Source organism: Pseudomonas sp. RA_35y_Pfl2_P32, assembly GCF_963970735.1.
GTDB lineage: Bacteria > Pseudomonadota > Gammaproteobacteria > Pseudomonadales > Pseudomonadaceae > Aquipseudomonas.
On sequence record NZ_CAXAQF010000018.1, the window covers coordinates 108211 to 134225 of the forward strand.

Here is a 26015-nt window from a genome sequence, read left to right on the forward strand (position 1 = left end):
GCTTTTTCAAGGCGGGAGTCAGGCAGCATGGCGCAGCAGTATCAACCGGGGCAACGCTGGATTAGTGACAGCGAAGCAGAGCTAGGTTTAGGCACCGTTCTGGCACAGGACGGTCGCTTGCTGACCGTGCTCTACCCGGCCACTGGCGACACCCGCCAGTATGCGCTACGGAATGCGCCCCTCACCCGCGTGAGGTTTTCGCCGGGCGACACCATTACGCACTTCGAAGGCTGGAAAATGACCGTGCGCGAAGTCGACGACGTCGACGGCCTGCTGGTCTACCACGGGCTCAACGCGCAGAACGAGCCGGTCACCCTGCCGGAAACCCAGCTGTCGAACTTCATCCAGTTCCGCCTGGCCAGCGACCGTCTGTTCGCCGGGCAGATCGACCCGCTGGCCTGGTTCTCGCTGCGTTACCACACGCTGGAGCACACCAGCCGTCAATTGCAGTCCTCGCTCTGGGGCCTGGGTGGCGTGCGCGCACAACCTATCGCTCACCAGTTGCACATTGCCCGCGAAGTGGCCGACCGTATCGCGCCACGGGTTCTGCTGGCGGACGAAGTGGGCCTGGGTAAAACCATTGAAGCCGGCCTGGTGATCCATCGCCAACTGCTCTCCGGTCGCGCCAACCGCGTGCTGATCCTGGTGCCGGAAAACCTCCAGCACCAATGGCTGGTGGAAATGCGCCGGCGTTTCAACCTGCAGGTCGCGTTGTTCGACGAAGAGCGCTTTATCGAAAGCGATGCCAGCAACCCGTTCGAAGACACCCAGCTCGCGCTGGTGGCCCTGGAGTGGCTGGTCGACGACGAGAAAGCCCAGGACGCCCTGTTCGCCGCCGGCTGGGACCTGCTGGTGGTCGACGAAGCTCACCACCTGGTGTGGCACGAAGACCAGGTCAGCCCCGAGTACTCGCTGGTCGAGCAACTCGCCGAGACCATTCCCGGCGTCCTGCTGCTGACCGCCACCCCGGAACAACTGGGCCAGGACAGCCACTTCGCCCGTCTGCGCCTGCTTGATCCGAACCGTTTCCATGACCTCAAGGCCTTCCGCGCCGAGAGCGAGAACTATCGCCCGGTGGCCGAAGCCGTTCAGGAACTGATGGACCAGGGACATTTGTCCCCGGCCGCCCACAAGACCATCCAGGGTTTCCTCGGTGACGAGGGCGAAGCCCTGCTGACCGCGGTCAATGATGGCGACATCGAAGCCAGCGCCCGCCTGGTCCGCGAATTGCTGGATCGCCACGGCACTGGCCGCGTGCTGTTCCGCAACACCCGCGCCGCGGTGCAAGGTTTCCCGGAGCGCAAGCTGCACCCCTACCCGCTGCCGTGCCCGGACGAATACCTCGAGCTGCCGCTGGGCGATCACGCCGAGCTGTACCCGGAAGTCAGCTTCCAGGCCCTGCCGGACGCCGATGAAGACCAGCGCTGGTGGAAGTTCGACCCACGCGTGGAGTGGCTGATCGACCAGCTGAAGATGCTCAAACGCACCAAGGTCCTAGTGATCTGTGCCCACGCCGAAACCGCGATGGACCTGGAAGACGCCCTGCGCGTGCGCTCCGGCATCCCGGCCACGGTGTTCCATGAAGGCATGAACATCCTCGAGCGTGACCGCGCAGCCGCCTACTTTGCCGATGAAGAGTTCGGCGCCCAGGTACTGATCTGCTCGGAAATCGGCAGTGAAGGTCGCAACTTCCAGTTCTCCCATCACCTGGTGCTGTTCGACCTGCCATCGCACCCGGACCTGCTGGAACAGCGGATCGGCCGTCTGGACCGGATCGGCCAGAAGCATGTCATCGAGCTGCACGTGCCGTACCTGGAAACCAGCCCGCAAGAGCGTCTGTTCCAGTGGTACCACGAGGCGCTGAACGCATTCCTCAACACCTGCCCGACCGGCAACGCCCTGCAGCACCAGTTCGGCCCGCGCCTGCTGCCGTTGCTGGAAGAAGCCGACGACGGCGAGTGGCAAGCGCTGATCGACGAAGCCCGCGGCACCCGCGAAGCCCTGGAAGCCGAGCTGCACAGCGGCCGCGACCGCCTGCTGGAACTCAACTCCGGCGGTGCTGGCGAAGGCGATGCCCTGGTGGAAGCGATCCTTGAGCAGGACGATCAGTTCGCCTTGCCGATCTACATGGAAACCCTGTTCGACGCCTTCGGCATCGACAGCGAAGACCATTCGGAAAACGCCCTGATCCTCAAGCCAAGCGAAAAAATGCTCGACGCCAGCTTCCCGCTGGGCGACGACGAAGGCGTGACCATCACCTACGACCGCAACCAGGCGCTGTCTCGTGAAGACATGCAGTTCATCACCTGGGAGCACCCGATGGTCCAGGGTGGCATGGACCTGGTGCTGTCCGGCTCGATGGGCAACACCGCCGTCGCGCTGATCAAGAACAAAGCGCTCAAGCCCGGCACTGTATTGCTGGAACTGCTCTACGTCAGCGAAGTGGTCGCCCCACGCTCGCTGCAACTGGGCCGTTACCTGCCACCGGCCGCCCTGCGCTGCCTGCTGGACGCCAATGGCAATGACCTGTCGAGCCGGGTGTCGTTCGAAACCCTCAACGATCAGCTCGAAAGCGTGCCCCGCGCCAGCGCCAACAAGTTCATCCAGGCCCAGCGTGATCAACTCACACCGCGCATCAACGCCGGCGAAGAGAAGATCACCCCGCGCCACGCCGAACGGGTAGCCGAAGCGCAACGCCGCCTGGCAGCCGATACCGATGAAGAACTGGCACGCCTGACCGCCTTGCAAGCCGTCAACCCGACGGTGCGTGACAGCGAGTTGGTTGCCCTGCGCCATCAGCGCGAGCAAGGCCTGGCCATGCTCGACAAAGCGGCGCTGCGCCTGGAAGCGATCCGGGTGTTGGTAGCCGGTTAAGCCCAGCGTCCTGTCGTCATCGAAAAGGCCCGCATCGCTGCGGGCCTTTTTTTGACCAGGGTTTTGATCAAGCTGTCGCGGCCGCAGCTGCCGGCTCGACCACGGGGCCCAACCCTTCCTTCATGCGCTTGGCATCGCGGACAAAACAGCGCGCCGCCAGGAACAGGAACACCATGGTCAGCAGCAGCGCGACCGGAATCAGGTACATGGCATCGTGCAGCCCGACCGCCTTGAAGGCCTCGGTCATCTGCTCGGCACCCGCCGCTTGCATCGCCGAGTGGGCGAAGTGATCGGACAGCCCGCCGACCACCACGGGTCCCAGGCCCCCCCCCAACAGGTACAACCCGGCGAAGAACAGCGCCATGGCCGTCGCCCGCAGCCGCGGCTCCACCACGTCCTGGATCGCCGTGTACACGCAGGTATAGAAGTTGTAGGCAAATAACCAGCCCAGGCTGAACACCGCCACGAACACCCCAATTTCAATTCGCCCGGCATGCAGTGCCCACGCCGTGCACAGGGTTGAAACAATCAGGCTGAAACCCGCGAACAACAGCCGGCCACTGGCCACCCGCTGGTGAATTTTGTCGGCCACCCAGCCGCCCAGCGTCAAGCCAAACAACCCGGTAACCCCCACGATCACCCCGGTGGCCACGGCAGCCTCCTGCAGCGGCAGCAGGAAATAACGCTGCAGCATCGGCACCAGAAACGAGTTGCAGGCATAGGTGGCGAAGTTGAAGCACAGGCCGGCCATCACCAGCCAGAGAAAGGTCGGAATCGCCAGCACCCGACGAATCGGCCGGTCGACCCGCTCCTGGGACACTTGCACGGTTTCCGCTGCACCGCGCTTGGGCTCTTTGATGAAGAACATGAAGACCGCCAGGATCAACCCTGGCACTGCCGCGATGAAAAAGGGTGCACGCCAGCTATCGAAGGCCTTGACCATGGCGCCGATGGTGAAGAACGCCAGCAACAGGCCCAGGGGCAGCCCGAGCATGAAGATGCCCATTGCCCGCGCCCGGCGATGGGCAGGAAACAGGTCGCCAATCAGCGAGTTGGCGGCCGGGGCGTAACTGGCCTCACCGATCCCCACCCCCATGCGCACGATCAGGAAACTCCAGAAACTGCCCACCAGCCCATTGACCGCCGTCAACCCGCTCCACACCGCCAGCCCCCAGCCCATCAGCTTGCTGCGTGAACCGGTGTCGGCCATCCGCCCCAGTGGCAGCCCGGCAATCGCATACACGATGGTGAACGCGGTTCCGATGATCCCCAACTGAAAGTCGCTCAGGTGCCACTCCATGCGGATCGGCTCGATGATGATCGCCGGAATGGTACGGTCAAAGAAGTTGAACAGGTTGGCCAGGAACAGCAGGAACAGAATGCGCCAGGCATTCGCCGCTTGGGTCGAGTTCTGCATGGGTCCGTCTCTTTTATTTTTTGTTATGGGCGCGGCACTGCCAACCCGGAACCTGCAATCTAGTCAGGCGCCTGCACGCTGTCTGTAATTATTCGTAAGGCTGATGTCGACTTATCGAAGGCCACGATCCGTGTCCTTCAGCTATATATCTGAACGTGATATCGCTAAGTTCAAAATAGTAAGAGGCAATGCGCCATCACCGCTTTCTCCGCGCTACTGGCCTCTATACTTCACCCATTCGCCAGTGTTCATGGCGCCTGCGGGACGTTTCACAGACGGGGCATACGATGGCCTGGCTAGGATGGCATTTGAGCAGCGAGCTGCCCACAAACAGCGGCCAGGTCATACTCAACGGCAGCCACGACCCGGCACTGGTGCTGCTGGCCTACCTGGTCGCCTGTGCGGCCTGTTTTGCCACGCTGGACATCGCCGAGCGCGTCGGTCACGCCGAAGACCCGCGCGCCCAGAGGCGTTGGCGTTGGGTCGGTGCCGGCTGCCTGGCCGGCGGGATCTGGGCCATGCACTTCATCGGCATGCTGGCGTTCCAGGCGCCGATCACTGTCCACTACGACCTGTCGATTTCCCTGCTCTCACTGCTGATTGCCTTTCTCGCCGCCTTCCTGGCCATGGACACCCTGAGCCATCCCCAGCCGCGTCCCTGGCAGTACGTCGGCGCCTCGATCGGCGTCGGATCGGGCATCGCCGCCATGCATTACGTGGGCATGGCGGCCATGCGCTCCAGCGCCCAGACCTATTTCGCGCCAGGACTGCTGGCCGTGTCGATCGTCATCGCTATCCTCGCCAGCGCCGTTGCCTTGCTGCTCTCCCACTGCCTGCGCAATGGCAGCGGGGTGTTCCACCAACTGCTCAAGTACGCAACCAGCCTGTTGCTGGGGGCCGGCATTGTCAGCATGCACTTCATCGGCATGTGGGCCATGACACGGGTGCTACCGGAGGGCGTGCCGGCCCCGCTCTCGGTGCTCCATCATCCACTGCAACTGGCCGTGACCATTAGCGTGATCACCCTGCTGGTGATCGGCAGCAGCATCAGCGCGGCACTGGCGGACCGCAAACTGCAACACAAGGAGCGTGACCTGTGCCGGGTCAACGCCCTGCTCTGCCAACTGGACCAGGCCCGGCAGTCGTTGCAGCAAGTGGCGCATTACGACGCCCTGACCAACCTGATCAACCGTCGTGGCTTCAACCAGATTTTTGCCGAGAAGCTCGCAGAGAAAACCGCCCAGGGCGGCAAACTGGCGATCATGTTCCTGGACATCGACCACTTCAAGCGCATCAACGACAGCCTGGGGCATGATGCCGGGGACAACTTGTTGAAGGTGATTGCCGGCCATATCAAAAGCTCGACCCGCAGCCATGACGACGTGGTCGCGCGCTTTGGCGGCGATGAGTTCTGCGTGCTGGTCAATCTGCTGGATCGCGACGAGGCCCAGCAAGTGGCCGAGCGCATCATGCAGAAGATGAAAGCCCCGATCGAGCTGGCCGGGCGGCACATGGTCATGACCACCAGCATTGGGATCAGCGTGTTCCCCGACGATGGCCAGCGCTGCGAGGAGTTGCTCAAGCATGCCGACCTGGCGCTGTACCAGGCCAAGGCCAATGGCCGCAACGGCCTGCATTTTTTCAACGAGCAGTTGAAAACCCAGGCAACGGTGGCCCTGCAACTCGAAGAAGAACTGCGCAACGCCTTGCGCGACGACAGCGGGCTGCTGCTGTACTACCAGCCAATCTATGACCTGCGCACCGGTCAGGTGACCAAGCTGGAGGCCTTGATCCGCTGGCAGCATCCGATCCACGGCCTGCTGGCGCCAGACCGTTTCATCGCCATTGCCGAGGCCAACGGCCTGATTGCCGAACTCGACAATTGGGTGTTGCGCAAAGCCTGTGCAGACCTCGGCGAACTGTCCCGGCAAGGTTGCGACTCGCTGAAAATCGCAGTCAACTGCTCCCCGCTCAACCTGGCGCGCCCGGAGTTGGCCGACGAAATCGAACAAGCCCTGCGCTCCGCCGGGGTGGCGGCACACCGGCTGGAGCTGGAGGTCACGGAAAACGCGCTGATGGGCAACATCACCAACACCCTGGTGCTGCTCAAGCAAATCCGTGCCCTTGGGGTTTCGCTGTCCATCGATGACTTTGGCACCGGCTATTCGTCCCTCGCTTACCTCAAGCGCCTGCCCTTGAACACGCTGAAGATCGACCGCTCATTCATCCAGGACCTCCCGAATTCAACGCAAGACATGGAGATCGTCCAGGCCATTATTGTCATGGCCCACACCCTGCAGTTGCAGGTGGTCACCGAGGGCGTCGAGACCTACGAGCAATACCGCTTCCTCGAACGTTTTGGCTGCGACTTCATCCAGGGCTACCTGATGAGCTGCCCGGTGCCGCTGGCTGAACTGCGGCCGATTCTCAATGAGCTCAACCAGCGCCATCACGCTCACGTTGTCAGCCCTTTGACGCTGGTTCGCGATACAGATGAATCAAGGTTGCCGGATCCTTTTCCAGGAAACCTTGGCCACCGTGCAAGCGCATCAATTGTGCGGCCAGGCCACTGATCGGTGTCGCCGACCCCTGCTCGCGAGAAAACCTGACCGCGCCATCCAGGTCCTTGAGCAGGGTGCGCACATGCCACTTCACTGGTTCAAAGCGGCTTTCGGCCATTTGTGGAGCGAGTATCTGCAGGGGTTTGGAATCGGCAAAACCGCCGCTCAAGGCGTCTGCCAGGCGGCTTGCGTCCACGCCTGAACGCTCGGCCAGCGCCACCACCTCAGCAATCACCAGGGCGTTGCAGGCCACGATCATCTGATTACAGGTCTTGGTCAGCTGCCCCGCCCCCACCGCACCCATGTGCGTAACCCGCTGGCCGAGGCTCAGCAACACCCCGCGAACCCGCTCCAGATCAACCGCCTCCCCTCCGACCATGATCGCCAGGCTCCCGGCCTCGGCACCGGCCACGCCACCGGACACCGGCGCATCGAGCCAGCCCATGGCGCAGTCACTGGCCAGTTGCGCGGCCATTTCCCGGGTGGCGGTGGGCTCCAGGCTGGAAAAGTCCACCAGCAACTGGCCGGCTTTCGCCCCACTGGCCACGCCAGCCGGGCCAAACACCACTTCGCGCACCACGTCGGTATTGGCCAGGCACAACATCACCAGATCGGCGTGATGACAGAGCTCGGCCGGGCTTGCCACCTGCCGGGCGCCCGCCGCGACCAGGGCGGCGCACTTCTCAGGATGACGATTCCACACCGTCAGCGGATAACCCGCGGCCAGCAGCCGCCGACACATCGGCAAGCCCATCAAGCCGATGCCGGCGAATGCGAGTGAAGGTAACGATGCCATTAATTTGCCTCTGCTCGATTGAAGGTCCGTGAATAGTCGCCGATGGGCCAGGCCTTGGAATAGCCGCTCGCGCCACCGGCCTGAGCGGTCACCCGAGGCTCCACCACTTACACTCAGAAACAATTGAGCAGCCGTTTGGCTGCTCAATAAACTGTTCCCATTACGCGAACGTCACCCTCGATCAGGCCTGGCTGTGGCCTTTCTCTACGGCAACGTGCCATCACGCTACTCCGCTACACACTTTACTTGGCGCGGCCTGCGCACCAAACAGGTGCGCATCGTTAAACCGGCGCCCTTTCCTGGATCAGAATCCAGGGCGAAACCACCACGGCCCACAGCTCTGGATCGCGCTCGAAAAGATCCAGCGCCCGCGTTTCAGAGAGCTTCGCGAGTTTGTCGGCGGCCAGCCAGGCAGCCACTTTCTCGCCTTCGTCCTGAGCCACCGCCTCGGCCGCAGCGATTAAATCCAGGCCAGGATCGACCCACAATAGGGCGCCCTTGGCAAAGAACGGTTCCAGTTCCTTCCAGGTAATAGATGCTGTTTCACCAAGCAGCTTGGCATAGAGGGTGCTAGGTTCTTGAGTCATGGGTCCTGTCCGCAAATGAAATCGACGCAATCATAACGTCGGTGCTCTGGCAGAAAAACCCGGATTCAAATGCGGCATCGAACGAAAAGTACCGATACGCCAGGCAATGCTGCTGATTCAGCTATAAGCCGGCCAAAGCCGTGGCGCAATTCTGTCTTTTTCTTTCAATTAAGCGACAGCATCAGGTTTTGCCCCCAGCAGCCAGCTTTTCAAGCGAACAACCGGCGCTCTACACTGTACCGGTACAGTTGCCAGGGGCATTTCCGCGAGAGACTTAGGTCATCGACCGGTTCTGCGCCTCAGGCCGCCAGGACTATAAAAATTACAACAGTAAGAGTGGAGCACTATGAATAAGGCTACTAAGCAGATTTCCAAACTGTTTGCCGCTATGGTTCTGGCCGGGGTTGCCAGCCATTCGTTCGCAGCTGACACCATCAAGATCGGCATTGCCGGCCCTAAAACCGGCCCTGTAGCCCAATACGGCGACATGCAGTTCAGTGGCGCCAAAATGGCCATCGAACAAATCAACGCCAAAGGCGGCGTCAACGGCAAGAAACTCGAAGCCGTTGAATACGATGACGCCTGTGATCCGAAACAAGCCGTGGCCGTGGCCAACAAAGTCGTCAACGACGGCGTCAAGTTCGTGGTCGGTCACCTGTGCTCCAGCTCCACTCAACCGGCTTCCGACATCTACGAAGACGAAGGCGTGATCATGATCACCCCGGCTGCCACCAGCCCGGACATCACCTCCCGTGGTTACAAAATGGTCTTCCGTACCATCGGCCTGGACAGCGCCCAGGGCCCTGCCGCCGGTAACTACATTGCCGATCACGTCAAACCGAAAATCGTTGCCGTACTGCACGACAAACAGCAATACGGTGAAGGCATCGCCACCGCCGTCAAGCAAACCCTCGAGAACAAAGGCGTCAAGGTTGCCGTGTTCGAAGGCATCAACGCCGGCGACAAAGACTTCTCCTCGATGATCGCCAAGCTCAAGCAAGCCAACGTCGACTTCGTCTACTACGGCGGCTACCACCCAGAGCTGGGCCTGATCCTGCGTCAATCCCAGGAAAAAGGCCTGAAAGCCAAGTTCATGGGTCCGGAAGGCGTGGGTAACGACTCCATCTCGCAGATCGCCAAGGACGCTTCCGAAGGCCTGCTGGTAACCCTGCCGAAATCCTTCGACCAGGATCCGGCCAACGTAGCCTTGGCTGATGCCTTCAAGGCCAAGAAAGAAGACCCGAGCGGCCCGTTCGTGTTCCCGGCCTACTCGGCTGTTGAAGTCATCGCCGGCGGCATCACTGCCGCCAAGAGCGAAGACACGTCCAAGGTGGCAGAAGCCATCCACGCCGGTTCTTTCAAAACCCCGACGGGCGACCTGAGCTTCGACGCCAAGGGCGACCTGAAAGACTTCAAGTTCGTGGTCTATCAGTGGCACTTCGGCAAACCTAAAACCGAAGCTTCGCCTCAGTAAGGCCTTGCCTGACTGACTGCCAACAAAGCCCACGGCGTGCCGTGGGCTTTGTTTTACGAATGTATGGGCCGCGCCTGCGTGATCCGCAAGCCTCCCCACCTGAAAATCTCAAAACCGTCATCAGCGGTTCGCTGGCAAACCTCACGCCCGAAGTGGATGCAGATCCTCGGGGCTTGAGCGGGAAAATGACTCCACCAGTGAAATGCGTATCAGGTTTTTAGGAGCGTTGTAATGCCTGACCTCTATCACTTTTTCCAACAGCTGGTTAACGGTCTGACCGTTGGCAGCACGTATGCCCTGATCGCCATCGGCTATACGATGGTTTACGGCATCATTGGAATGATCAACTTCGCCCACGGCGAGGTCTACATGATCGGCTCCTACGTGGCGTTCATCGCCATCGCCGGGCTGGCCATGATGGGACTCGACAGCGTCCCGTTGTTGATGACCGCAGCCTTCATCGCGAGCATCGTCGTCACCAGTGCCTACGGCTACAGCATCGAACGGATCGCCTACCGCCCATTGCGTGGCAGTAACCGTCTGATTCCGCTGATTTCCGCCATCGGCATGTCGATTTTCCTGCAGAACACGGTTCTGCTGTCGCAAGACTCCAAGGACAAATCCATTCCCAACCTGATCCCCGGCAACTTCTCCATCGGGCCAGGCGGTGCATCGGAAGTTCTGATTTCCTACATGCAAATCGTGGTGTTCGTGGTGACACTCGTGGCCATGCTTGGCTTGACGATGTTCATCTCCCGTTCTCGCCTGGGTCGTGCCTGTCGCGCCTGTGCCGAAGACATCAAGATGGCCAACCTGCTGGGTATCAACACCAACAACATCATTGCCCTGACCTTCATCATCGGTGCGGCATTGGCGGCGGTCGCGGCCGTTCTGCTGAGCATGCAATACGGTGTGATCAACCCGAACGCCGGCTTCCTGGTCGGGCTCAAGGCCTTCACCGCTGCGGTACTGGGTGGCATCGGCAGTATTCCGGGCGCCATGCTGGGCGGTCTGGTGCTCGGTGTGGCTGAAGCATTCGGTGCTGATATCTTCGGCGACCAGTACAAGGACGTCGTGGCATTCGGCTTGTTGGTTCTGGTGCTGTTGTTCCGTCCGACCGGCATTCTGGGCCGTCCGGAGGTTGAGAAAGTATGACTAGGAATCTTAAATCGGCGCTGTTCAGCGCCTTGCTGGTGTGGGCCGTGGCCTACCCGGTACTGGGTCTGAAACTGACCATCGTCGGCATCAACCTGGAAGTCCACAACACCAGCCCGGCCATCCTGGCGACCATCGCCCTGTGTTCGGTCCTGATGTTTTTGCGGGTGCTGTTCAGCCACCAGATCAGCGCGGCGTGGAAATCCTCGCCAAACATGCCGCTGATCCCGGCCAAGGCCAGCAACTTCCTGACCCTGCCTACCACTCAGCGCTGGATCATCCTGGCCCTGATCGTCGGCGCCCTGGTCTGGCCGTTCTTCGGCTCGCGCGGGGCGGTGGATATCGCCACCCTGATCCTGATCTACGTGATGCTCGGCCTGGGCCTGAACATCGTGGTCGGCCTGGCAGGCCTGCTCGACCTGGGTTACGTCGGCTTCTACGCCGTCGGCGCCTACAGTTATGCGCTGCTGTCGCATTACTACGGCCTGAGCTTCTGGATCTGCCTGCCGATTGCCGGGTTGATGGCGGCCACCTTCGGCTTCCTGCTCGGTTTCCCGGTACTGCGCTTGCGTGGTGACTACCTGGCGATCGTGACCCTGGGTTTTGGCGAGATCATCCGCCTGTTCCTGCGGAACCTGACCGACCTCACCGGTGGCCCCAACGGCATCAGCAACATCGAGAAGCCAACGTTCTTCGGACTGACCTTCGAACGCAAGGCCGCCGAAGGGCTGCAGACGTTCCACGAGTACTTCGGCCTGCCATACAACTCGATCAACAAGGTGATCTTCCTCTACCTGGTTGCCCTGTTGCTGGCCCTCGGTGCGCTGTTCGTGATCAACCGCTTGCTGCGCATGCCGATCGGCCGTGCCTGGGAAGCCCTGCGTGAAGACGAAATCGCCTGCCGTGCCCTGGGTCTCAATCCTACGGTCATCAAGCTGTCGGCCTTCACCCTGGGCGCCAGCTTCGCCGGTTTCGCCGGGAGCTTCTTTGCTGCCCGTCAGGGCCTGGTCACACCGGAGTCCTTCACCTTCATCGAGTCGGCGATCATCCTCGCCATCGTGGTATTGGGTGGCATGGGCTCGCAACTGGGGGTGATTCTTGCCGCCGTGGTGATGATCCTGCTGCCGGAAATGATGCGTGAGTTCAGCGAGTACCGCATGTTGATGTTCGGCGCCTTGATGGTGCTGATGATGATCTGGCGTCCTCAAGGCCTGCTGCCCATGCAACGTCCTCACATGGAGCTGCGAAAATGAGCCGTGAGATCCTCAAAGTCGAAAATCTGAGCATGCGCTTCGGCGGTTTGCTGGCGGTCAACGGCGTGGCCCTGACCGTCAAGGAAAAACAGGTCGTGGCCCTGATCGGTCCCAACGGCGCTGGCAAGACCACGGTGTTCAACTGCCTCACCGGTTTCTACAAACCCAGTGGCGGCAGCATCCTGCTGGACGGCGAGCCGATCGAAGGCCTGCCCGGCCACAAGATCGCCCTCAAGGGGGTGGTACGTACCTTCCAGAACGTGCGGTTGTTCAAGGACATGACCGCGGTCGAGAACCTCCTGATCGCCCAGCACCGTCACCTGAACACCAACTTCCTGGCCGGTCTGTTCAAGACCCCGTCGTTCCGCAAAAGCGAGCGCGAGGCCATGGAGTTTGCCGAGTACTGGCTGGAGAAGGTCAACCTCAAGGAGTTCGCCAACCGTACCGCCGGCACCCTGGCCTACGGTCAGCAACGGCGCCTGGAAATCGCCCGCTGCATGATGACCCGTCCGCGGATCCTCATGCTCGACGAACCGGCCGCCGGCCTGAACCCCAAGGAAACCGAAGACCTCAAGGCGCTGATCAGCGTCCTGCGTGAAGAGCACAACGTCACCGTGTTGCTGATCGAGCACGACATGAAGCTGGTCATGAGCATTTCCGACCACATCGTCGTGATCAACCAGGGCACACCGCTGGCCGACGGCACGCCGGAACAGATCCGTGACAATCCCGAAGTGATCAAAGCCTACCTGGGGGAAGCGTAAATGCTGCAATTCGAAAACGTTTCCACCTTCTATGGCAAGATCCAGGCCCTGCACAGCGTCAACGTGGAAATCCGCCAGGGCGAAATCGTCACCCTGATCGGTGCCAACGGCGCCGGCAAGTCGACCCTGCTGATGACCCTCTGCGGCTCGCCGCAGGCCCACAGTGGCAGCATCCGCTACATGGGTGAAGAACTGGTCGGGCAGACTTCGGCACAGATCATGCGCAAGAGCATTGCCGTGGTGCCGGAAGGTCGTCGGGTGTTTTCCCGCCTGACTGTGGAAGAGAACCTCGCCATGGGCGGATTCTTCACCGACAAGGGCGATTACCAGGAGCAAATGGACAAAGTCCTAGGGCTTTTCCCACGCCTGAAGGAGCGCTTTGCCCAGCGCGGCGGCACCATGTCTGGGGGTGAGCAACAAATGCTCGCCATCGGCCGGGCGCTGATGAGCAAACCCAAGCTACTGCTGCTCGACGAGCCGTCGCTGGGCCTGGCCCCGATCATCATCCAGCAGATCTTCGACATCATCGAACAACTGCGCAAGGACGGTGTGACGGTGTTCCTGGTGGAGCAGAACGCCAACCAGGCCTTGAAAATCGCCGACCGGGCCTACGTTCTGGAGAACGGCCGGGTGGTGATGCAAGGCACCGGTGAAGCCCTGCTGACCGACCCCAAGGTGCGCGAAGCGTATCTGGGCGGCTAAGCCCTGGCAGTCAAGAGAAAACGGCCTTCGGGCCGTTTTTTTATGCACTCAAAAACTGATTACAGCCTGTCCAGCGCCTCCCCACTGCGCTTGAACCAGCCGATCAGGTAATCGGCCAGGACTTGCGTGCGCCTGGGCAAGCCACCTTGATAGGGGTGCACCAGGTACATCGGCATGCTGCGGGTCTGGTAGTCACGCAGCAGCCAGCGCAATCGGCCTTCAGCCAATTCCGCCTGCAGCAGGTAGGACGGCAGGCGCGCAATGCCGGCGCCGGCCAATGCGGCTTTTTTCAGCAGGTTGTAGTGGTTGCTGGCGAACGGCCCGGATACCCGTACCCGCAGCAATTCGTGCTGCTGGTGATACAGCCATTCTTCGCGGCCGCTGTAGTGGCTGTTGAGCAGGCAGCGGTGTTCGGCCAATGCCTGGGGGGCCTGGGGTTCACCGAACTGTTCGAGATAGGCCGGGCTGGCGCAGGTCATTTCGTGCCAGGCCAGCAGCGGTTTGGCCACCAGTCGCTCGTCGTTGGCGACCTCGGAGCGGATCGCCAGGTCGAAGCCGTCGCGGGACAGGTCGCGGTAACTGTTGTTCAGCTCCAGCTCGATCTGCACCTGGGGGTACTGCCGGGAAAACTCCAGCAACAAGCCATCAAAAAACGTCTCCCCCAACGAGACAGGCACGGTGATCCGCACTGGGCCGGCCATGTCGTCCTTCAGGCGCGCCAGCGCCTGGCGTGCGCGCTCCACCTGAACCACCAGGGCCTGGGCCTGGGGCAGCAAGGCCGCACCGGCCGCGGTCAGACTCAGCCGGCGCGTGGTGCGCTGCAGCAATACCACACCAAATCGCGCCTCCAACTGGCTGATACGCTTGGACAACTGCCCCTTGCTGCAACCCAGGCGCTGCGCCGCCAACGTGAAGCTGCCGGCTTCGATCAGCACGGCGAACGCCGCCAGATCATCCATTTCGCTCATGGATTGTTTCCAATTGAAAACCAAAGGTTGCCTACTAGCACGCTTATCTCGGAAAAAAGCCACTCTAGACTGAAACCTCGTTCACCACTCGAGGAAACAGCACGATGAAAATTCTACTGATTGGCGCCAGCGGCACCGTGGGTTCGGCCGTCGACAAGGAGCTGTCGGCGCGTCACGAGATCATTCGTATCGGCCGCAGCAGTGGCGATTTCCAGGTCGACATCAGCGACAGCGCCTCGATTCGTGCGCTGTTCGGCAAAACCGGAAAGTTCGATGCACTGGTGTGCGCCGCCGGCAACGTGACCTTCGCACCCCTGGCCGAGATGGACGCGCAAAGTTTCGCCCTGGGCCTGCAAGACAAGCTGATGGGCCAGGTCAATCTGCTGCTGATCGGCCGTGAGTTTGCCAACGACGGCGCTTCGTTCACCTTCACCAGCGGCGTCCTCAGCCACGACCCGATCCGCAGCGGCGCATCGGCGGCGCTGGTCAACGGAGCCCTGGACAGCTTCGTAAGGGCTGCCGCTATCGAACTGCCCCGTGGCTTGCGCGTCAATTCGGTCAGCCCCACGGTGCTGGTGGAGGCCATGGGCAGCTACGCGCCCTACTTCCGCGGCTACAAACCGGTGGCCGGCGCCGATGTCGGGCTGGCCTATGCCAAGAGTGTGGAAGGCTTGCAGACCGGGCAGACCTTCCACGTCGGCTGACCGCAACCGGTTCATTCCAGAAGGCTAGGTAGCAGCTCCCTGGCAGTTGCTCGCGACATCGCGATCTGGAGGTGCGCACCCACCGCTGAATGCACGGTGGAGGTGCTGATCACCCGGCCATTGATCATCAAGGTCAATGACTGCCCGATCGACTCCGTACTGACCTTGCGCACGCGTTCCGCGGCCTGGGGGGAAAGTGTGACCGTCAGTACGACGATTTCGCTACCGGAGGTATCGATGTCCTTTAACAGTACATGCATCCTGGTGAAGTCCGAAGTCGATGAGAAACCGATCTCGGCAGCCTGGCTGGCGGTGCTTACCACCATTGCCAACAACACCATCCAAACCTTGCAATGCATGTGCACCCTCCTGATTCAATGGAAAAACCTGCTCGCAGGGTAGCCTATGCCTGCGGCGTCCACCCACAGGAACATCGCACACAATGTTGCAGGGGACGCACCTGTATAGACTCCGGCAACACTGGCCTTGTGATCGCGGGCCTGCCTGCGTAACGTGTCGGCACCTGCCTGGAGACCCAACGATGCGTGCTGCCCGTTCCCTGATGTTTGTCGCCCTGCTCCCGCTGTTTGCCGGCTGCCAGTTGCTCGGGAGTTCGCCTCAGGCGCCCTCCACGGCTGGCCTGACGCGCATGCAGGGCGAACTCGGCATGGCCAACGGCAAGCTGGTGTTCAAGCCCTGCCAGGGAAACACCCTGTATGCCGTACATGACAGCGGCAGCACCAGCGTCATGCAAGAGGCCGCCACGCTGGCCGGCACCCAGCACCAGGTCTTTGCCGATTTACGTGGCCGGGTACCCTCGGCAAAAGTCGCGGACGGCCAGGCGCAACTCAATGTCGAGCAGCTGTATCGCCTGGAACGCTCGACGAGTGCCTGCAACAGCCCGGACTTCCAGAAACTGATCCTGCAGGCCGGCGGCAATACACCCAACTGGAGCGTCAAGGTCAGTGGCAAGGGCATGGTGGTCGAGCGCGCCGGGCAGCCGGCCCTGGCTCTGCCCTACCTGGAAGAACAACTGGGTGACGGGCGCTTTCACCTCAGCAGCGAAGCCAACAACCAGCGTGTCGAACTGTGGATCGCCCCCCAGCGCTGCGTCGACCCGAGCCGCCCCAGCGTCCAGTTCATGAGCGCCGAGTTGCGGGTCAACGATCAGGTCCAACGCGGCTGTGCCTATTTTGGCGGCTCACGCAGCGACTGATGCGACGAGCTGTTGTTTTAGCCTCACTGGACATCCCGGTTGGGGCTTATAATCTGCGGTTTGCAACGCCTTGGCGCATTGGTGCGCCCGCGAACCGGATACTGACATGTTACGAATCACCGAACTCAAGCTGCCGATCGACCATCCCGAAGAAGACCTGCGCCCTGCCATCGTGCGGCGCCTGGGCATCGCCAGTGATGACCTGCTCGATTTCACCTTGTTCAAGCGCAGCTACGATGCGCGCAAAAAATCCTCCGAACTGTGCTTCATCTACACCATTGACCTGAGCCTGCGGGACGAGGCCAAGGTGCTGCAGGCGTTCGCCGATGACCGTAACGTCAATCCCGCCCCGGATGTCAGCTACAAGGTCGTGGGCCAGGCCCCGCAAGACCTGAGCGAGCGCCCGGTGGTGGTCGGTTTTGGCCCCTGCGGTATTTTCGCCGGGCTGTTGCTGGCCCAGATGGGCTTCAAGCCGATCATCCTCGAGCGCGGCACCGAAGTCCGCCAGCGCACCAAGGACACCTGGGGCCTGTGGCGCAAAAGCGTGCTCAACCCCGAGTCCAACGTGCAGTTCGGCGAAGGCGGTGCCGGCACGTTCTCCGACGGCAAGCTGTACAGCCAGATCAAGGATCCCAAGCACCACGGCCGCAAAGTCCTGCACGAGTTCGTCAAGGCCGGCGCGCCGGATGAAATCCTCTACGTCAGCAAGCCGCACATCGGCACCTTCCGCCTGACGGGCGTGGTGGAAAACATACGCGAGCAGATTCGTGCCCTGGGGGGCGAAGTGCGCTTCCAGCAGCGGGTCACCGACGTGCTGATCGAAGACGGCCAACTGACCGGCGTCGAACTGGCCAACGGCGAGCAGATCCACTCCCGCCACGTGATCCTGGCCCTGGGCCACAGTGCCCGCGACACCTTCCGTATGCTCCACGGCCGCGGCGTGTACATGGAGGCCAAGCCATTCTCGGTGGGTTTCCGCATCGAGCACCCGCAATCGCTGATCGACAGTGCACGCCTGGGCAAGTACGCCGGGCACCCGAAACTCGGTGCCGCCGACTACAAACTGGTGCACCACGCCAAGAACGGTCGCTCGGTCTACAGCTTCTGCATGTGCCCAGGCGGCACGGTGGTAGCGGCCACTTCCGAGCCCAACCGTGTGGTCACCAACGGCATGAGCCAGTACTCGCGCAACGAGCGCAACGCCAACTCCGGGATTGTCGTGGGCATTACCCCGGAAGTGGATTACCCGGGCGGCCCGCTGGCCGGCATCGAGTTGCAGGAGCAACTGGAGTCCCACGCCTTTGTGCTCGGTGGCAGCAACTACGAAGCACCGGCGCAGTTGGTCGGCGACTTCATTGCCGGCAAGCCGTCGACCGCCCTGGGCAGCGTCGAACCTTCCTACAAACCGGGGGTGGCACTGGGCGACCTGGCGCTGGCACTGCCGGCCTTTGCCATCGAGGCCATCCGCGAAGCCCTACCAGCGTTCGAGAAGCAAATTCGCGGCTACTCGCTGCACGACGCGGTGCTGACCGGGATCGAAACCCGTACCTCGTCGCCACTGCGCATCACCCGCAACGAATCAATGCAGAGCCTGAACGTCAAGGGCCTGTTCCCGGCCGGTGAAGGCGCCGGTTACGCTGGTGGGATTCTCTCGGCCGGCGTCGATGGGATTCGAATTGCTGAAGCCGTGGCGCGCGACATCCTGGGCCTGGAAGCCTGACACACCATCACTTCAGCAAAACAGAACCTGTGGGAGCGAGCTTGCTCGCGATAGCGGTAGATCAATCAACAGTGGTGTTGAATGTGAAACCGTATTCGCGAGCGAGCTCGCTCCCACATTGGTCTTGAGCGTCTGATCTATCTCAGATGTTTGCGCGCAACACACTGGTTGGCAGTGCCTCACCCCGCTCGACGCTGGCCGCAACGGCCGCGATCAAGCCACTCAACTCGTAGCCCTGGGCCTTCAGCCAGTCCTGGTCGTAGTAAGTGGTTGCATAACGCTCGCCGCCGTCACACAGAATGGCCACGATCGAGCCACTCTCCCCCGCGGCAACCATCTGCTGGGCCGCCATCAATGCGCCAATCAGGTTGGTCCCGCTGGAACCGCCGACGTTGCGCCCCAGGCGCTGCGCCAGGTAGTGCATGGCCGCCAGCGACAAGGCGTCCGGCACCTTGACCATCGCATCAATCACCTTCGGCAAGAACGACGCTTCGACGCGCGGCCGACCGATGCCTTCGATACGCGAACCACACTCCAGGCGCAGGCTTGCATCGCCGCTCTGATAGTAGTCAAAAAACACCGAACGCTCGGCATCGGCACAGAGCACCCGGGTGGCGTGCTGCCGGTAACGCACGTAGCGCCCCAGGGTCGCGGTGGTGCCGCCGGTGCCGGGGCTGGAAATCAGCCAACTCGGCTCCGGATACCGTTCAAAACGCATCTGCTGAAAGATCGACTCGGCGATGTTGTTATTGGCCCGCCAGTCGGTGGCGCGCTCGGCGTAGGTGAACTGATCGATGAAGTGCCCATCGTGTTCACGGGCCAGGCGCTCGGACTCGGCGTAGATCTGAGTCGGATCCTGTACCAGATGGCTCTTGCCACCGTAGAACTCGATTTGCGCGATCTTTTCCCGGGAGGTAGTGGCCGGCATCACCGCGATAAACGGCAGACCCAGCAATCGGGCGAAGTAGGCCTCGGAAATCGCCGTCGAACCGCTGGACGCCTCGATCACCGGGGCACCCGGCTTGAGCCAACCATTACACAGCGCATACAGAAACAGCGAGCGGGCCAACCGATGCTTGAGACTGCCGGTGGGGTGGCTGGACTCATCCTTGAAGTACAGCTCGATGCCCGGCAAACCCGCCAGCGGCAGCGGGATCAAATGGGTATCGGCACTGCGCTGGAAGTCGGCCTCGATGATGCGGATGGCTTCGCGGGCCCATTGGCGGCTGTCGCTCATGGTGGGGGTCTCGTGGAAGTGATGGCGGCGGAGGGCAAACCTGAGGGGTGACAACAGGCCAGGCCCTAAGCTTAGGAAAAAACCTACAGAACGCACAGGTACAGCTGGGGTTCAATACGCCAGCCAACTGCTAGGCTCTGCGCTGCAATGGTTGTAACGGTATATAACAAAAAAGAATATAACTTTTGTTTTAACAACTAACCACTCAGGTTAGGGTGTCCCACCTTTTGAATCTATAGATGGAGAGCGACCTTGCCTCTGCGTAGCACTTTCACTCGTTTCTTTCAGTTGGAAGCTGCCAGCGGTCTGTTATTGATTGCCGCTGCAGTACTGGCCCTGATCGTCAACAACTCACCGCTGTCCTGGCTTTACACTGGCTTACTGGACACCCCCGTGGTGGCCCAGATCGGCGCCCTGAAAATCGCCAAGCCGCTGTTGCTGTGGATCAACGACGGCCTGATGGCCCTGTTCTTCCTGCTGATCGGCCTTGAGGTCAAGCGTGAAGTCCTGGAGGGTCACCTGTCCAAGCCTTCGCAGATTGTCCTGCCGGGTGCCGCCGCCGTCGGTGGCATGCTGGTGCCGGCGCTGATCTACTGGTTCCTCAACCGCGACAACCCGCCAGCACTGAATGGCTGGGCGATTCCGACCGCCACCGACATTGCCTTTGCCCTCGGCGTACTGGCCTTGCTGGGCAAGCGCGTACCGGTGTCGCTGAAACTGTTCCTGATGACCCTGGCCATCATTGATGACCTGGGGGCGATCATCATCATTGCAATCTTCTACTCCGGGGCGCTCTCGACCCTGTCGTTGATGCTCGCCGGTGCCTGTATTGCCGCGCTGGTGGCGATGAATCGCCTGGGGGTGGTCAAGCTGGGCCCGTATATGATCATTGGCCTGATCCTCTGGGTCTGCGTGCTCAAGAGTGGTGTGCATGCCACGCTGGCCGGGGTGACGCTGGCGTTCTGCATCCCGCTGCGCACCAAAAATGCCGAGCCCTCGCCTTCACTGAGCCTGGAACATGCCCTGCATCCCTGGGTCGCCTACGGCATCCTGCCGCTGTTCGCGTTCGCTAACGCCGGCCTGTCGCTGAGCGGCGTCACGGTCGAAAGCTTTACCCACTCCGTACCGATGGGCATCGCCATTGGCCTGCTGCTGGGCAAAACCGTCGGCGTGTTCGGCCTGACCTGGCTGGCGGTCAAATCCGGCATTGCCGCCCTACCCGCCGGCGCCAACTGGGGCCAGGTACTGGGGGTGGCGATTCTCTGCGGGATCGGCTTCACCATGAGCCTGTTCGTCGGCTCCCTGGCCTTTGTAGCAGGCAGCAGCGAATACGCCGGCATGGACCGCATGGGTATCCTCACCGGTTCGCTATTCGCCGCCCTGATCGGCTATGCCGTGATGGTGGTGGCGAGCCGCAAGAACTCGACACCAGCGGCCTAGTCAGCCGATTGAATGCCAGAAAAACAAAACCCCGATCAGTTGGAAGGAGTCGGCAATCTTATGATTGCCAATTTCGTCCAGCAATAGTCGGCATAATTATAATGGGTTTTTTGGCATCGGTTTCACTAGACAGACTATGGTTCCACCCGCTGATACCGTCGTCTTGGGTCCGAAAAAGAGCTGGGGGTGTAGGACTTTGAATCCTCCGATTGCATTCTGGAGAACTCAAAAGCGGCGAATGCGGATAATTCATAACTTTTGAGAATTTCCCTACAGCCACGCGATCCCAGCATGGGATAGCGTCCTGCCGCATTTAAATGACGAAACATGGATCGTCAGTTTGCACAGGGGGTGTTATGGCGGTTGAAAACTAATTCCCGAGTTATAAGGGATGTAATGGGATAGACGGCAACAGGCTACATGCCGAGGCGGTAGAGGAAGCACAGGCGGCTTGGTGCAGAACAGTGGCGGCGAACGCAAGGAACGAGCGGGAAGCTGATGCACGTAGGAATGCAATCACGAAGCGGGAGGAAGTTAGCCCACGCGGATGCGTCTTTTCCAAGAGTTGTGATCTCCCTGGCGGCATAATCGACCACAACAACTCTGGTGGATACATTCCTACTGATCTGATTAGCCAATATGGCGAGTTTGCCTTGCTGGGTGGTCGTGAAACGGATGCAGAAGGTAACATTCCCCTCAAAAAAATCAGTGGCTCCCTACCCGCTTCACTGGGAACACTTCTATTAGGCGGCGGCGCTGCTGCTACTGCTGCTGGCGGTGTGTCTTGCGGCGGTCTTTGCACGGCTGGTGCTGTCGCTTCGGGGGCTACCACTGGTGTTGTTGCTGGTGCGTTGACGGGAGTGGTTGCGTTGCTGTGGCCATCCAGCTTGGGCGACAGCAGCATATATACAGAAGAACAGCTCCAGTCGCTTAAGGAAGGACGGACACGTGTCCGTTTAACCGTTGAGCAGCAGGCCGATGGCACCTTGAAGGGCTACGGGTACAACACCCAGAAGCGCCGTGACTGGGAAATGATTCCGGTAATGCAGTTCGTTGCCCAAGGTTCCCAGCAAGTGGCTGACTTTGGTGACGGTGTAACCTTGATATGGACGCCAGCCACTGACCCGTCCAGCACTTTAGGAATTCCAGCGCTAGAAGGCGCACCACAGGTGCCACAGATTTGGATTTATCCGCCTACCGAACAGGCTGATAACATCATCGTCAGTCCGATCTACCCGGACGCTTACAAAGATTTCATTCTGGTGTTCCCGGCTGATTCTGGTGTGCAGCCGTTGTACATCGTGATGAATGTCCGCCTTGATCCCGGCACCGTAACAGGACAAGGAAAAGACGTGAAGGGCATCTGGTTAGCCGGGGCGAGTGCTGGACTCGGAGCGCCCATACCAACAGAAATTGCTGATCAGTTACGGGGCAAGAGCTTCGGCAATTTCGATAGTTTTAGGCGGGCACTTTGGAAGGCGGTAGCCGGTACTGGACTGGTCGAACAATTCACAGACAATAACGTTGACCGGATGCGAGAAGGCAAGGCACCAAAGGCACGTTACAGAGACCGAGCGGGAAAGCGTGGATCATTCGAACTGCACCATGCAGACGAAGTATCCAAAGGCGGAAAAGTCTACGATGTCGATAACCTGAGCGTCGTGCCCCCCAAGCACCACATCGACATTCATAGAAACGGATGACACTGATAATGAAAAACGATATCACCGACTACACCGAAGACGAATTCATCAGCTTCATGCACAAGCTGCTAGCTGAAAACAAAGCAGCAACTGATGACGTGTTAGATGTCCTGCTAGATCAATTCTGTGAGATGACCGGTCATCCCGATGGCACCGACCTCATTTACTACCCAGAAGACGGGTCAAGCGGATCAGCAGAAGACGTTACACGTGTAGTGAAAGAATGGCGTGCCGATCAAGGCTTGCCGGGATTCAAAGAATAATCAATGGACTGTGAGAGTACATATGGAGCTTCGATCTGATTTAATGCCGCCGATGCTGGATGAATCTTTGGTAGCTCGGCTGACGAACCTTTCTGAGCAAATTGATTGCGGACATCCCGACCAAACTCGGGAGCAGTTGGCCGCGTTCAATCGAGAAGCCATTACCGAGTTTGAGTTCATCGACTTTCAGGGCATTTATGGCGGCCAAAGCCATGACACGTGGGTTCGCAAGGTCTTAGCAACACCATATGAGAGGCGCGTGGCAGATGTAACGAAGCGTGAGCTTATTGAGCTGGCCCGAAGGGTGATGGAGTGCGATGGAGCCGAACATGACATCGATTTTTGGTTGCACATGCTGGCAATCAACATACCCAATGAGCGCGTATCCGATTTGATTTTTTGGCCAGACGAATACTTTGGTGATGCGGATTACTCGCAGAGACTATCGCCAGAGCAGGTGATAGAAATCGCGTTGAATGATAGAGATGTTGTGCTGTAGCGACAGCCCGCCCACACCCAAGGACTGTCATCCTGCACGGCGGTGAAACTAGGGGTGTGGGCGAGCGGCGGAAACTGTACCAGTAGCCAAGTATTGCAGTGGATTTACCAGAGCCGAAATCCTTCGAACTGATCCGACCTTCTGAGGGAGCAGACATGTCCATCACAGATGCACGGGTAATTGATTTCTGGGGAATCCCCAAGCAGGAGCCCATTGTCGAACTGGTTATCACTGACCACCTCGAATGGGGCGGCAAAGCCCAACAGGGAGGTAAGCGTCCAACCAAGACACCTTGACCTAAAGCGTCAACTTGAATAAGACGACTGGAGGGTATACATCCTCAATATCGTTCCAACGACCAATCGCGGTGGGATTCCGCAACCAACGCTTCAACGTCGTTGGATTTGTGGTTTCAACTGACGGATGCTTGCCACGAATACGGGAAAGAATGCGACGCTCGCCAAGACCTTCTGCATAATCCTCAAACACTTGGACAATGATCGGAGCAAGACCTTCGACAAGCTCGCCTTCGGAAGTCAGCCAAATTGGTGTGTGACGTTTGACGCCATCACCGGCGGCGGCCTTCTCCCTTTTCCGGGTATACGCATCCTTGATCCTTCGACTCAACGCGTCACTGTACTGGTGTGCTTGCTGGACTTTGGCGACCAGAAGAAAGAGGTTGTTCGAATGGTTGGGATCGTTGCTGTATGTGATTCCATCATCCAGCGTGATCAGCTTTACACCCGCGTTCACAATGCCAGTGAGCAGATGGAGCATTACGGACGGTTCAAGTCTCCCGGCCCTGTCGATGGCTTCGATTAGCACAATATCTGCGGACTTGATGACACCACTCTCGACTGCTGCGAGAAGTTTGCCGAAGCCATTTTCGAGATGTTTCCCGGAGTAGCCACTGATGCCAAGGTCTTGGAAGCTTGCACCACTCAGAACGAATTCAGGATGGGCCAGCAGCCATTTGGCAACGTACTCTTGCTGGCGCGTGAGGCTATCGCCATGAGCCTGCTCTGCTCTGCACTGCACTGCACTGCACTGCACTTAAAGCGAATATACGAAAATGCAACAGGCATGAAAAACCCCGACCAAGTGCCTGATCGGGGTTTTGTTTTAACGGTTGGAACTCAGTGCGATACGCGGCTGGTGCCGTCGACGGTGGAGATGCGTACACGCTCACCGACACGGAACACTTCGTTCTCCTGAACCTGCTGCACATAGGCACGCATGCTGCCGTCGTCTTCGCGCACAGTGATTTCCACGCCCTGGGTACGGGTCAGGCCTTCTTCAGTGGCCGAACCGATCAGGCCACCCGCCACTGCGCCAATCACTGCAGCCACGATACTGCCTTTACCGCCACCAATGGCGCTACCGCCTACACCACCCACTGCCGCGCCAGCCAGGCCGCCGATCGGAGTCTTGGTGCCTTCGATCTTCACCGGACGCAAGGACTCGATGGTGCCCATGCGTACGGTCTGCACGCGACGCGCTTCGTCACGGGAGTAGGAGTCACCGGTCAGGCTGGACTGGCAACCTGTGAGCAACATCGCCATCGTGGAAAAGGTAGCAACCAGCAGAACAGACTTACGCATAACATCAACTCCAAAGGACAGGTATTCATTAAACTCCGCAGCTTGACGCCTGTCACGGCGCCGCCCGGATAAAATTGGTTTCATTCAGGCGCGGTACAGCGGCGTCTGCGAGTTCATCACACAGTAGCGGCCATTTCGAAAAATTGCGCCATCGCCCCAAGGATTTCCATGGATTACTTCATCATTGTCGTCACCACTGTCGCCGGCCTGTACTTCCACTGGTGGTTGTACGTACGGATCAAGCGCTGGATGGACCGCGACCTGGCGCTGTCACTGGCGGGTAATGACGAGCAGAAAAAGCAGTTCATGCTACTGCAACTGGAACGTGCCCGACAGCAACGCATCAAACGCCGTGACCTGGCGCAGTGGCTGGAGGCGGCCGCAGCCACCTATCCTGCCCGGTAGACTGCTCAGGGCGCCAGACGCTCACGGCTCCAACCAGCGTCTTGCAGACGGTAGTTCAAGCGGTCGTGAAGACGGCTGGCACGCCCCTGCCAGAACTCGATGCGCTCGGGCAACAGGCGATAGCCACCCCAATGCTCCGGGCAGTCTGGCTGGCTATCGCTGAAGCGCTGCTCGGTGGCCTTGAGCAGCCCCTCAAGTTCGGCACGGTCGGCAATAACCTTGCTCTGCGGTGAAGCCCAGGCTCCCAGGCGACTGCCCAATGGCCGCACCTGGTAATAGGCATCGGACTCCTGCGGCGTGACCTTGACCACCCGCCCCTCGATGCGTACCTGGCGCTCCAGGGTCGGCCAGAAGAACGTCATGGCGGCACAGGGGTTGGCCGCCAACTGCTGACCCTTGGCACTCTGGTAGTTGGTGAAGAAGGTAAAACCCTGTTCATCCAGGCCCTTGAGCAACAGGATCCGGCAATGCGGGCGACCCTGCGCATCAACAGTGGCCAGGGTCATGGCATTGGCCTCGACCGGAGGCTGTTCGGTTTTCACCGCCTCGGCAAACCACTGGTGAAACAGGGCGAAGGGTTCGGCCGGGGCCTGGGCCTCGGTCAAACCATCGCGGATGTAGTCACGGCGCATATCAGCCAGAGCCTGGGTCACGGCGTTTTCCTTGTGCGGGGTCA

At 60.2% G+C, this 26015-nt stretch carries 25 protein-coding genes; 16 read left to right on the forward strand and 9 right to left on the reverse strand.

What is annotated here, in order from left to right; genetic code table 11:
• Positions 1–27: 27 nt before the first annotated feature.
• The gene (gene rapA / locus AACY45_RS19110; protein WP_339546892.1) at positions 28–2874 is read left to right on the forward strand and encodes an RNA polymerase-associated protein RapA; all 2847 of its coding nucleotides are present in this window, start codon (positions 28–30) and stop codon (positions 2872–2874) included.
• A gap of 67 nt (positions 2875–2941) precedes the next feature.
• Here the strand turns inward: rapA and AACY45_RS19115 are convergent, their stop codons facing one another.
• Positions 2942–4318, reverse strand: a complete 1377-nt coding sequence (locus AACY45_RS19115) for a spinster family MFS transporter (RefSeq protein WP_339546927.1) — start codon at positions 4316–4318, stop codon at positions 2942–2944.
• A gap of 260 nt (positions 4319–4578) precedes the next feature.
• Here AACY45_RS19115 and AACY45_RS19120 point away from each other — a divergent pair, with 260 nt between their 5' ends.
• Positions 4579–6864: a putative bifunctional diguanylate cyclase/phosphodiesterase gene (locus AACY45_RS19120; RefSeq protein WP_339546893.1), complete on the forward strand. Its 2286-nt coding sequence runs from the start codon at positions 4579–4581 to the stop codon at positions 6862–6864.
• On the opposite strand, the gene AACY45_RS19125 is transcribed toward AACY45_RS19120, so the two are convergent.
• Entirely contained in the window at positions 6755–7648 is an 894-nt protein-coding gene (locus tag AACY45_RS19125; RefSeq protein WP_339546894.1) for an NAD(P)-dependent oxidoreductase, read from the reverse strand. The two genes, AACY45_RS19120 and AACY45_RS19125, sit on opposite strands and share 110 nt — an antisense overlap.
• A 281-nt stretch (positions 7649–7929) precedes the next feature.
• Complete coding sequence (locus tag AACY45_RS19130; protein WP_339546895.1) at positions 7930–8235, reverse strand: DUF2288 domain-containing protein; 306 nt, start codon at positions 8233–8235, stop codon at positions 7930–7932.
• Positions 8236–8581: 346 nt separating this feature from the next.
• On the opposite strand from AACY45_RS19130, the gene AACY45_RS19135 reads away from it, so the two are divergent.
• The 5 genes from AACY45_RS19135 (at position 8582) to AACY45_RS19155 (ending at position 13583) form a co-directional block, all read left to right on the forward strand.
• Positions 8582–9709, forward strand: coding sequence for a branched-chain amino acid ABC transporter substrate-binding protein (locus tag AACY45_RS19135; RefSeq protein WP_339546896.1), 1128 nt, complete (start codon positions 8582–8584; stop codon positions 9707–9709).
• A 231-nt stretch (positions 9710–9940) separates the two neighbouring features.
• Positions 9941–10864, forward strand: a complete 924-nt coding sequence (gene livH / locus AACY45_RS19140) for a high-affinity branched-chain amino acid ABC transporter permease LivH (RefSeq protein WP_339546897.1) — start codon at positions 9941–9943, stop codon at positions 10862–10864.
• Positions 10861–12117 (forward strand): high-affinity branched-chain amino acid ABC transporter permease LivM, encoded by a 1257-nt coding sequence (locus tag AACY45_RS19145; protein ID WP_095166986.1) that lies wholly within the window; start codon positions 10861–10863, stop codon positions 12115–12117. The genes livH and AACY45_RS19145 overlap by 4 nt, the downstream gene beginning before the upstream one ends.
• The gene (gene livG, locus AACY45_RS19150; RefSeq protein ID WP_095166984.1) at positions 12114–12881 is read left to right on the forward strand and encodes a high-affinity branched-chain amino acid ABC transporter ATP-binding protein LivG; all 768 of its coding nucleotides are present in this window, start codon (positions 12114–12116) and stop codon (positions 12879–12881) included. The genes AACY45_RS19145 and livG overlap by 4 nt, the downstream gene beginning before the upstream one ends.
• Entirely contained in the window at positions 12882–13583 is a 702-nt protein-coding gene (locus tag AACY45_RS19155) for an ABC transporter ATP-binding protein (protein WP_027621148.1), read from the forward strand. It begins immediately after the preceding gene.
• Positions 13584–13642: 59 nt separating this feature from the next.
• Here the strand turns inward: AACY45_RS19155 and AACY45_RS19160 are convergent, their stop codons facing one another.
• Positions 13643–14551, reverse strand: coding sequence for a LysR family transcriptional regulator (locus AACY45_RS19160; RefSeq protein WP_339546899.1), 909 nt, complete (start codon positions 14549–14551; stop codon positions 13643–13645).
• 104 nt (positions 14552–14655) lie between these two features.
• Here AACY45_RS19160 and AACY45_RS19165 point away from each other — a divergent pair, with 104 nt between their 5' ends.
• Positions 14656–15255: a short chain dehydrogenase gene (locus tag AACY45_RS19165; RefSeq protein WP_339546900.1), complete on the forward strand. Its 600-nt coding sequence runs from the start codon at positions 14656–14658 to the stop codon at positions 15253–15255.
• An 11-nt stretch (positions 15256–15266) separates the two neighbouring features.
• On the opposite strand, the gene AACY45_RS19170 is transcribed toward AACY45_RS19165, so the two are convergent.
• Entirely contained in the window at positions 15267–15614 is a 348-nt protein-coding gene (locus AACY45_RS19170) for a hypothetical protein (RefSeq protein ID WP_339546901.1), read from the reverse strand.
• A gap of 182 nt (positions 15615–15796) precedes the next feature.
• Here AACY45_RS19170 and AACY45_RS19175 point away from each other — a divergent pair, with 182 nt between their 5' ends.
• Together AACY45_RS19175 and AACY45_RS19180 are read left to right on the forward strand one after the other, a co-directional pair.
• Entirely contained in the window at positions 15797–16471 is a 675-nt protein-coding gene (locus AACY45_RS19175) for a hypothetical protein (RefSeq protein ID WP_339546902.1), read from the forward strand.
• A 106-nt stretch (positions 16472–16577) separates the two neighbouring features.
• Positions 16578–18191 (forward strand): NAD(P)/FAD-dependent oxidoreductase, encoded by a 1614-nt coding sequence (locus AACY45_RS19180; protein WP_339546903.1) that lies wholly within the window; start codon positions 16578–16580, stop codon positions 18189–18191.
• Between the two features lie 142 nt (positions 18192–18333).
• Here the strand turns inward: AACY45_RS19180 and AACY45_RS19185 are convergent, their stop codons facing one another.
• A complete protein-coding gene (locus AACY45_RS19185; RefSeq protein ID WP_339546904.1) occupies positions 18334–19428 on the reverse strand; it encodes a PLP-dependent cysteine synthase family protein in 1095 nt (364 codons plus the stop codon).
• A gap of 252 nt (positions 19429–19680) precedes the next feature.
• Here AACY45_RS19185 and nhaA point away from each other — a divergent pair, with 252 nt between their 5' ends.
• The 5 genes from nhaA to AACY45_RS19210 all read left to right on the forward strand — a co-directional run bounded on the left by nhaA (position 19681) and on the right by AACY45_RS19210 (position 23629).
• Positions 19681–20868 carry a Na+/H+ antiporter NhaA gene (nhaA, locus tag AACY45_RS19190; RefSeq protein WP_339546905.1) on the forward strand — a complete coding sequence of 396 codons (1188 nt, stop codon included), beginning with the start codon at positions 19681–19683 and terminating at the stop codon, positions 20866–20868.
• A 464-nt stretch (positions 20869–21332) separates the two neighbouring features.
• A complete protein-coding gene (locus AACY45_RS19195; RefSeq protein WP_445261202.1) occupies positions 21333–22571 on the forward strand; it encodes an S-type pyocin domain-containing protein in 1239 nt (412 codons plus the stop codon).
• A gap of 8 nt (positions 22572–22579) precedes the next feature.
• Positions 22580–22834, forward strand: a complete 255-nt coding sequence (locus AACY45_RS19200; RefSeq protein WP_339546906.1) for a bacteriocin immunity protein — start codon at positions 22580–22582, stop codon at positions 22832–22834.
• Positions 22835–22856: 22 nt separating this feature from the next.
• Positions 22857–23333, forward strand: coding sequence for a hypothetical protein (locus AACY45_RS19205; RefSeq protein WP_339546907.1), 477 nt, complete (start codon positions 22857–22859; stop codon positions 23331–23333).
• Positions 23334–23488: 155 nt separating this feature from the next.
• Positions 23489–23629, forward strand: a complete 141-nt coding sequence (locus AACY45_RS19210) for a DUF6572 domain-containing protein (protein WP_339546908.1) — start codon at positions 23489–23491, stop codon at positions 23627–23629.
• Position 23630: 1 nt separating this feature from the next.
• Here the strand turns inward: AACY45_RS19210 and AACY45_RS19215 are convergent, their stop codons facing one another.
• Entirely contained in the window at positions 23631–24371 is a 741-nt protein-coding gene (locus AACY45_RS19215; RefSeq protein WP_339546909.1) for a recombinase family protein, read from the reverse strand.
• Between the two features lie 98 nt (positions 24372–24469).
• The gene (locus AACY45_RS19220; protein WP_095166966.1) at positions 24470–24934 is read right to left on the reverse strand and encodes an outer membrane lipoprotein; all 465 of its coding nucleotides are present in this window, start codon (positions 24932–24934) and stop codon (positions 24470–24472) included.
• Positions 24935–25102: 168 nt separating this feature from the next.
• On the opposite strand from AACY45_RS19220, the gene AACY45_RS19225 reads away from it, so the two are divergent.
• Complete coding sequence (locus tag AACY45_RS19225; RefSeq protein ID WP_339546910.1) at positions 25103–25339, forward strand: hypothetical protein; 237 nt, start codon at positions 25103–25105, stop codon at positions 25337–25339.
• Between the two features lie 5 nt (positions 25340–25344).
• On the opposite strand, the gene pdxH is transcribed toward AACY45_RS19225, so the two are convergent.
• A complete protein-coding gene (gene pdxH / locus AACY45_RS19230; protein WP_339546911.1) occupies positions 25345–25992 on the reverse strand; it encodes a pyridoxamine 5'-phosphate oxidase in 648 nt (215 codons plus the stop codon).
• Positions 25993–26015 lie beyond the last annotated feature (23 nt).

Excerpts from the sequence above, each read along its gene's own strand:
- rapA (WP_339546892.1), top strand. The coding sequence starts at position 28 with ATGGCGCAGCAGTATCAACCGGGGCAACGCTGGATTAGTGACAGCGAA.
- AACY45_RS19120 (WP_339546893.1), top strand. The coding sequence starts at position 4,579 with ATGGCCTGGCTAGGATGGCATTTGAGCAGCGAGCTGCCCACAAACAGC.
- AACY45_RS19125 (WP_339546894.1), bottom strand. The coding sequence starts at position 7,648 with ATGGCATCGTTACCTTCACTCGCATTCGCCGGCATCGGCTTGATGGGC.
- AACY45_RS19130 (WP_339546895.1), bottom strand. The coding sequence starts at position 8,235 with ATGACTCAAGAACCTAGCACCCTCTATGCCAAGCTGCTTGGTGAAACA.
- AACY45_RS19135 (WP_339546896.1), top strand. The coding sequence starts at position 8,582 with ATGAATAAGGCTACTAAGCAGATTTCCAAACTGTTTGCCGCTATGGTT.
- livH (WP_339546897.1), top strand. The coding sequence starts at position 9,941 with ATGCCTGACCTCTATCACTTTTTCCAACAGCTGGTTAACGGTCTGACC.
- AACY45_RS19145 (WP_095166986.1), top strand. The coding sequence starts at position 10,861 with ATGACTAGGAATCTTAAATCGGCGCTGTTCAGCGCCTTGCTGGTGTGG.
- livG (WP_095166984.1), top strand. The coding sequence starts at position 12,114 with ATGAGCCGTGAGATCCTCAAAGTCGAAAATCTGAGCATGCGCTTCGGC.
- AACY45_RS19155 (WP_027621148.1), top strand. The coding sequence starts at position 12,882 with ATGCTGCAATTCGAAAACGTTTCCACCTTCTATGGCAAGATCCAGGCC.
- AACY45_RS19160 (WP_339546899.1), bottom strand. The coding sequence starts at position 14,551 with ATGAGCGAAATGGATGATCTGGCGGCGTTCGCCGTGCTGATCGAAGCC.
- AACY45_RS19165 (WP_339546900.1), top strand. The coding sequence starts at position 14,656 with ATGAAAATTCTACTGATTGGCGCCAGCGGCACCGTGGGTTCGGCCGTC.
- AACY45_RS19170 (WP_339546901.1), bottom strand. The coding sequence starts at position 15,614 with ATGCATTGCAAGGTTTGGATGGTGTTGTTGGCAATGGTGGTAAGCACC.
- AACY45_RS19175 (WP_339546902.1), top strand. The coding sequence starts at position 15,797 with ATGCGTGCTGCCCGTTCCCTGATGTTTGTCGCCCTGCTCCCGCTGTTT.
- AACY45_RS19180 (WP_339546903.1), top strand. The coding sequence starts at position 16,578 with ATGTTACGAATCACCGAACTCAAGCTGCCGATCGACCATCCCGAAGAA.
- AACY45_RS19185 (WP_339546904.1), bottom strand. The coding sequence starts at position 19,428 with ATGAGCGACAGCCGCCAATGGGCCCGCGAAGCCATCCGCATCATCGAG.
- AACY45_RS19200 (WP_339546906.1), top strand. The coding sequence starts at position 22,580 with ATGAAAAACGATATCACCGACTACACCGAAGACGAATTCATCAGCTTC.
- AACY45_RS19205 (WP_339546907.1), top strand. The coding sequence starts at position 22,857 with ATGGAGCTTCGATCTGATTTAATGCCGCCGATGCTGGATGAATCTTTG.
- AACY45_RS19210 (WP_339546908.1), top strand. The coding sequence starts at position 23,489 with ATGTCCATCACAGATGCACGGGTAATTGATTTCTGGGGAATCCCCAAG.
- AACY45_RS19220 (WP_095166966.1), bottom strand. The coding sequence starts at position 24,934 with ATGCGTAAGTCTGTTCTGCTGGTTGCTACCTTTTCCACGATGGCGATG.
- AACY45_RS19225 (WP_339546910.1), top strand. The coding sequence starts at position 25,103 with ATGGATTACTTCATCATTGTCGTCACCACTGTCGCCGGCCTGTACTTC.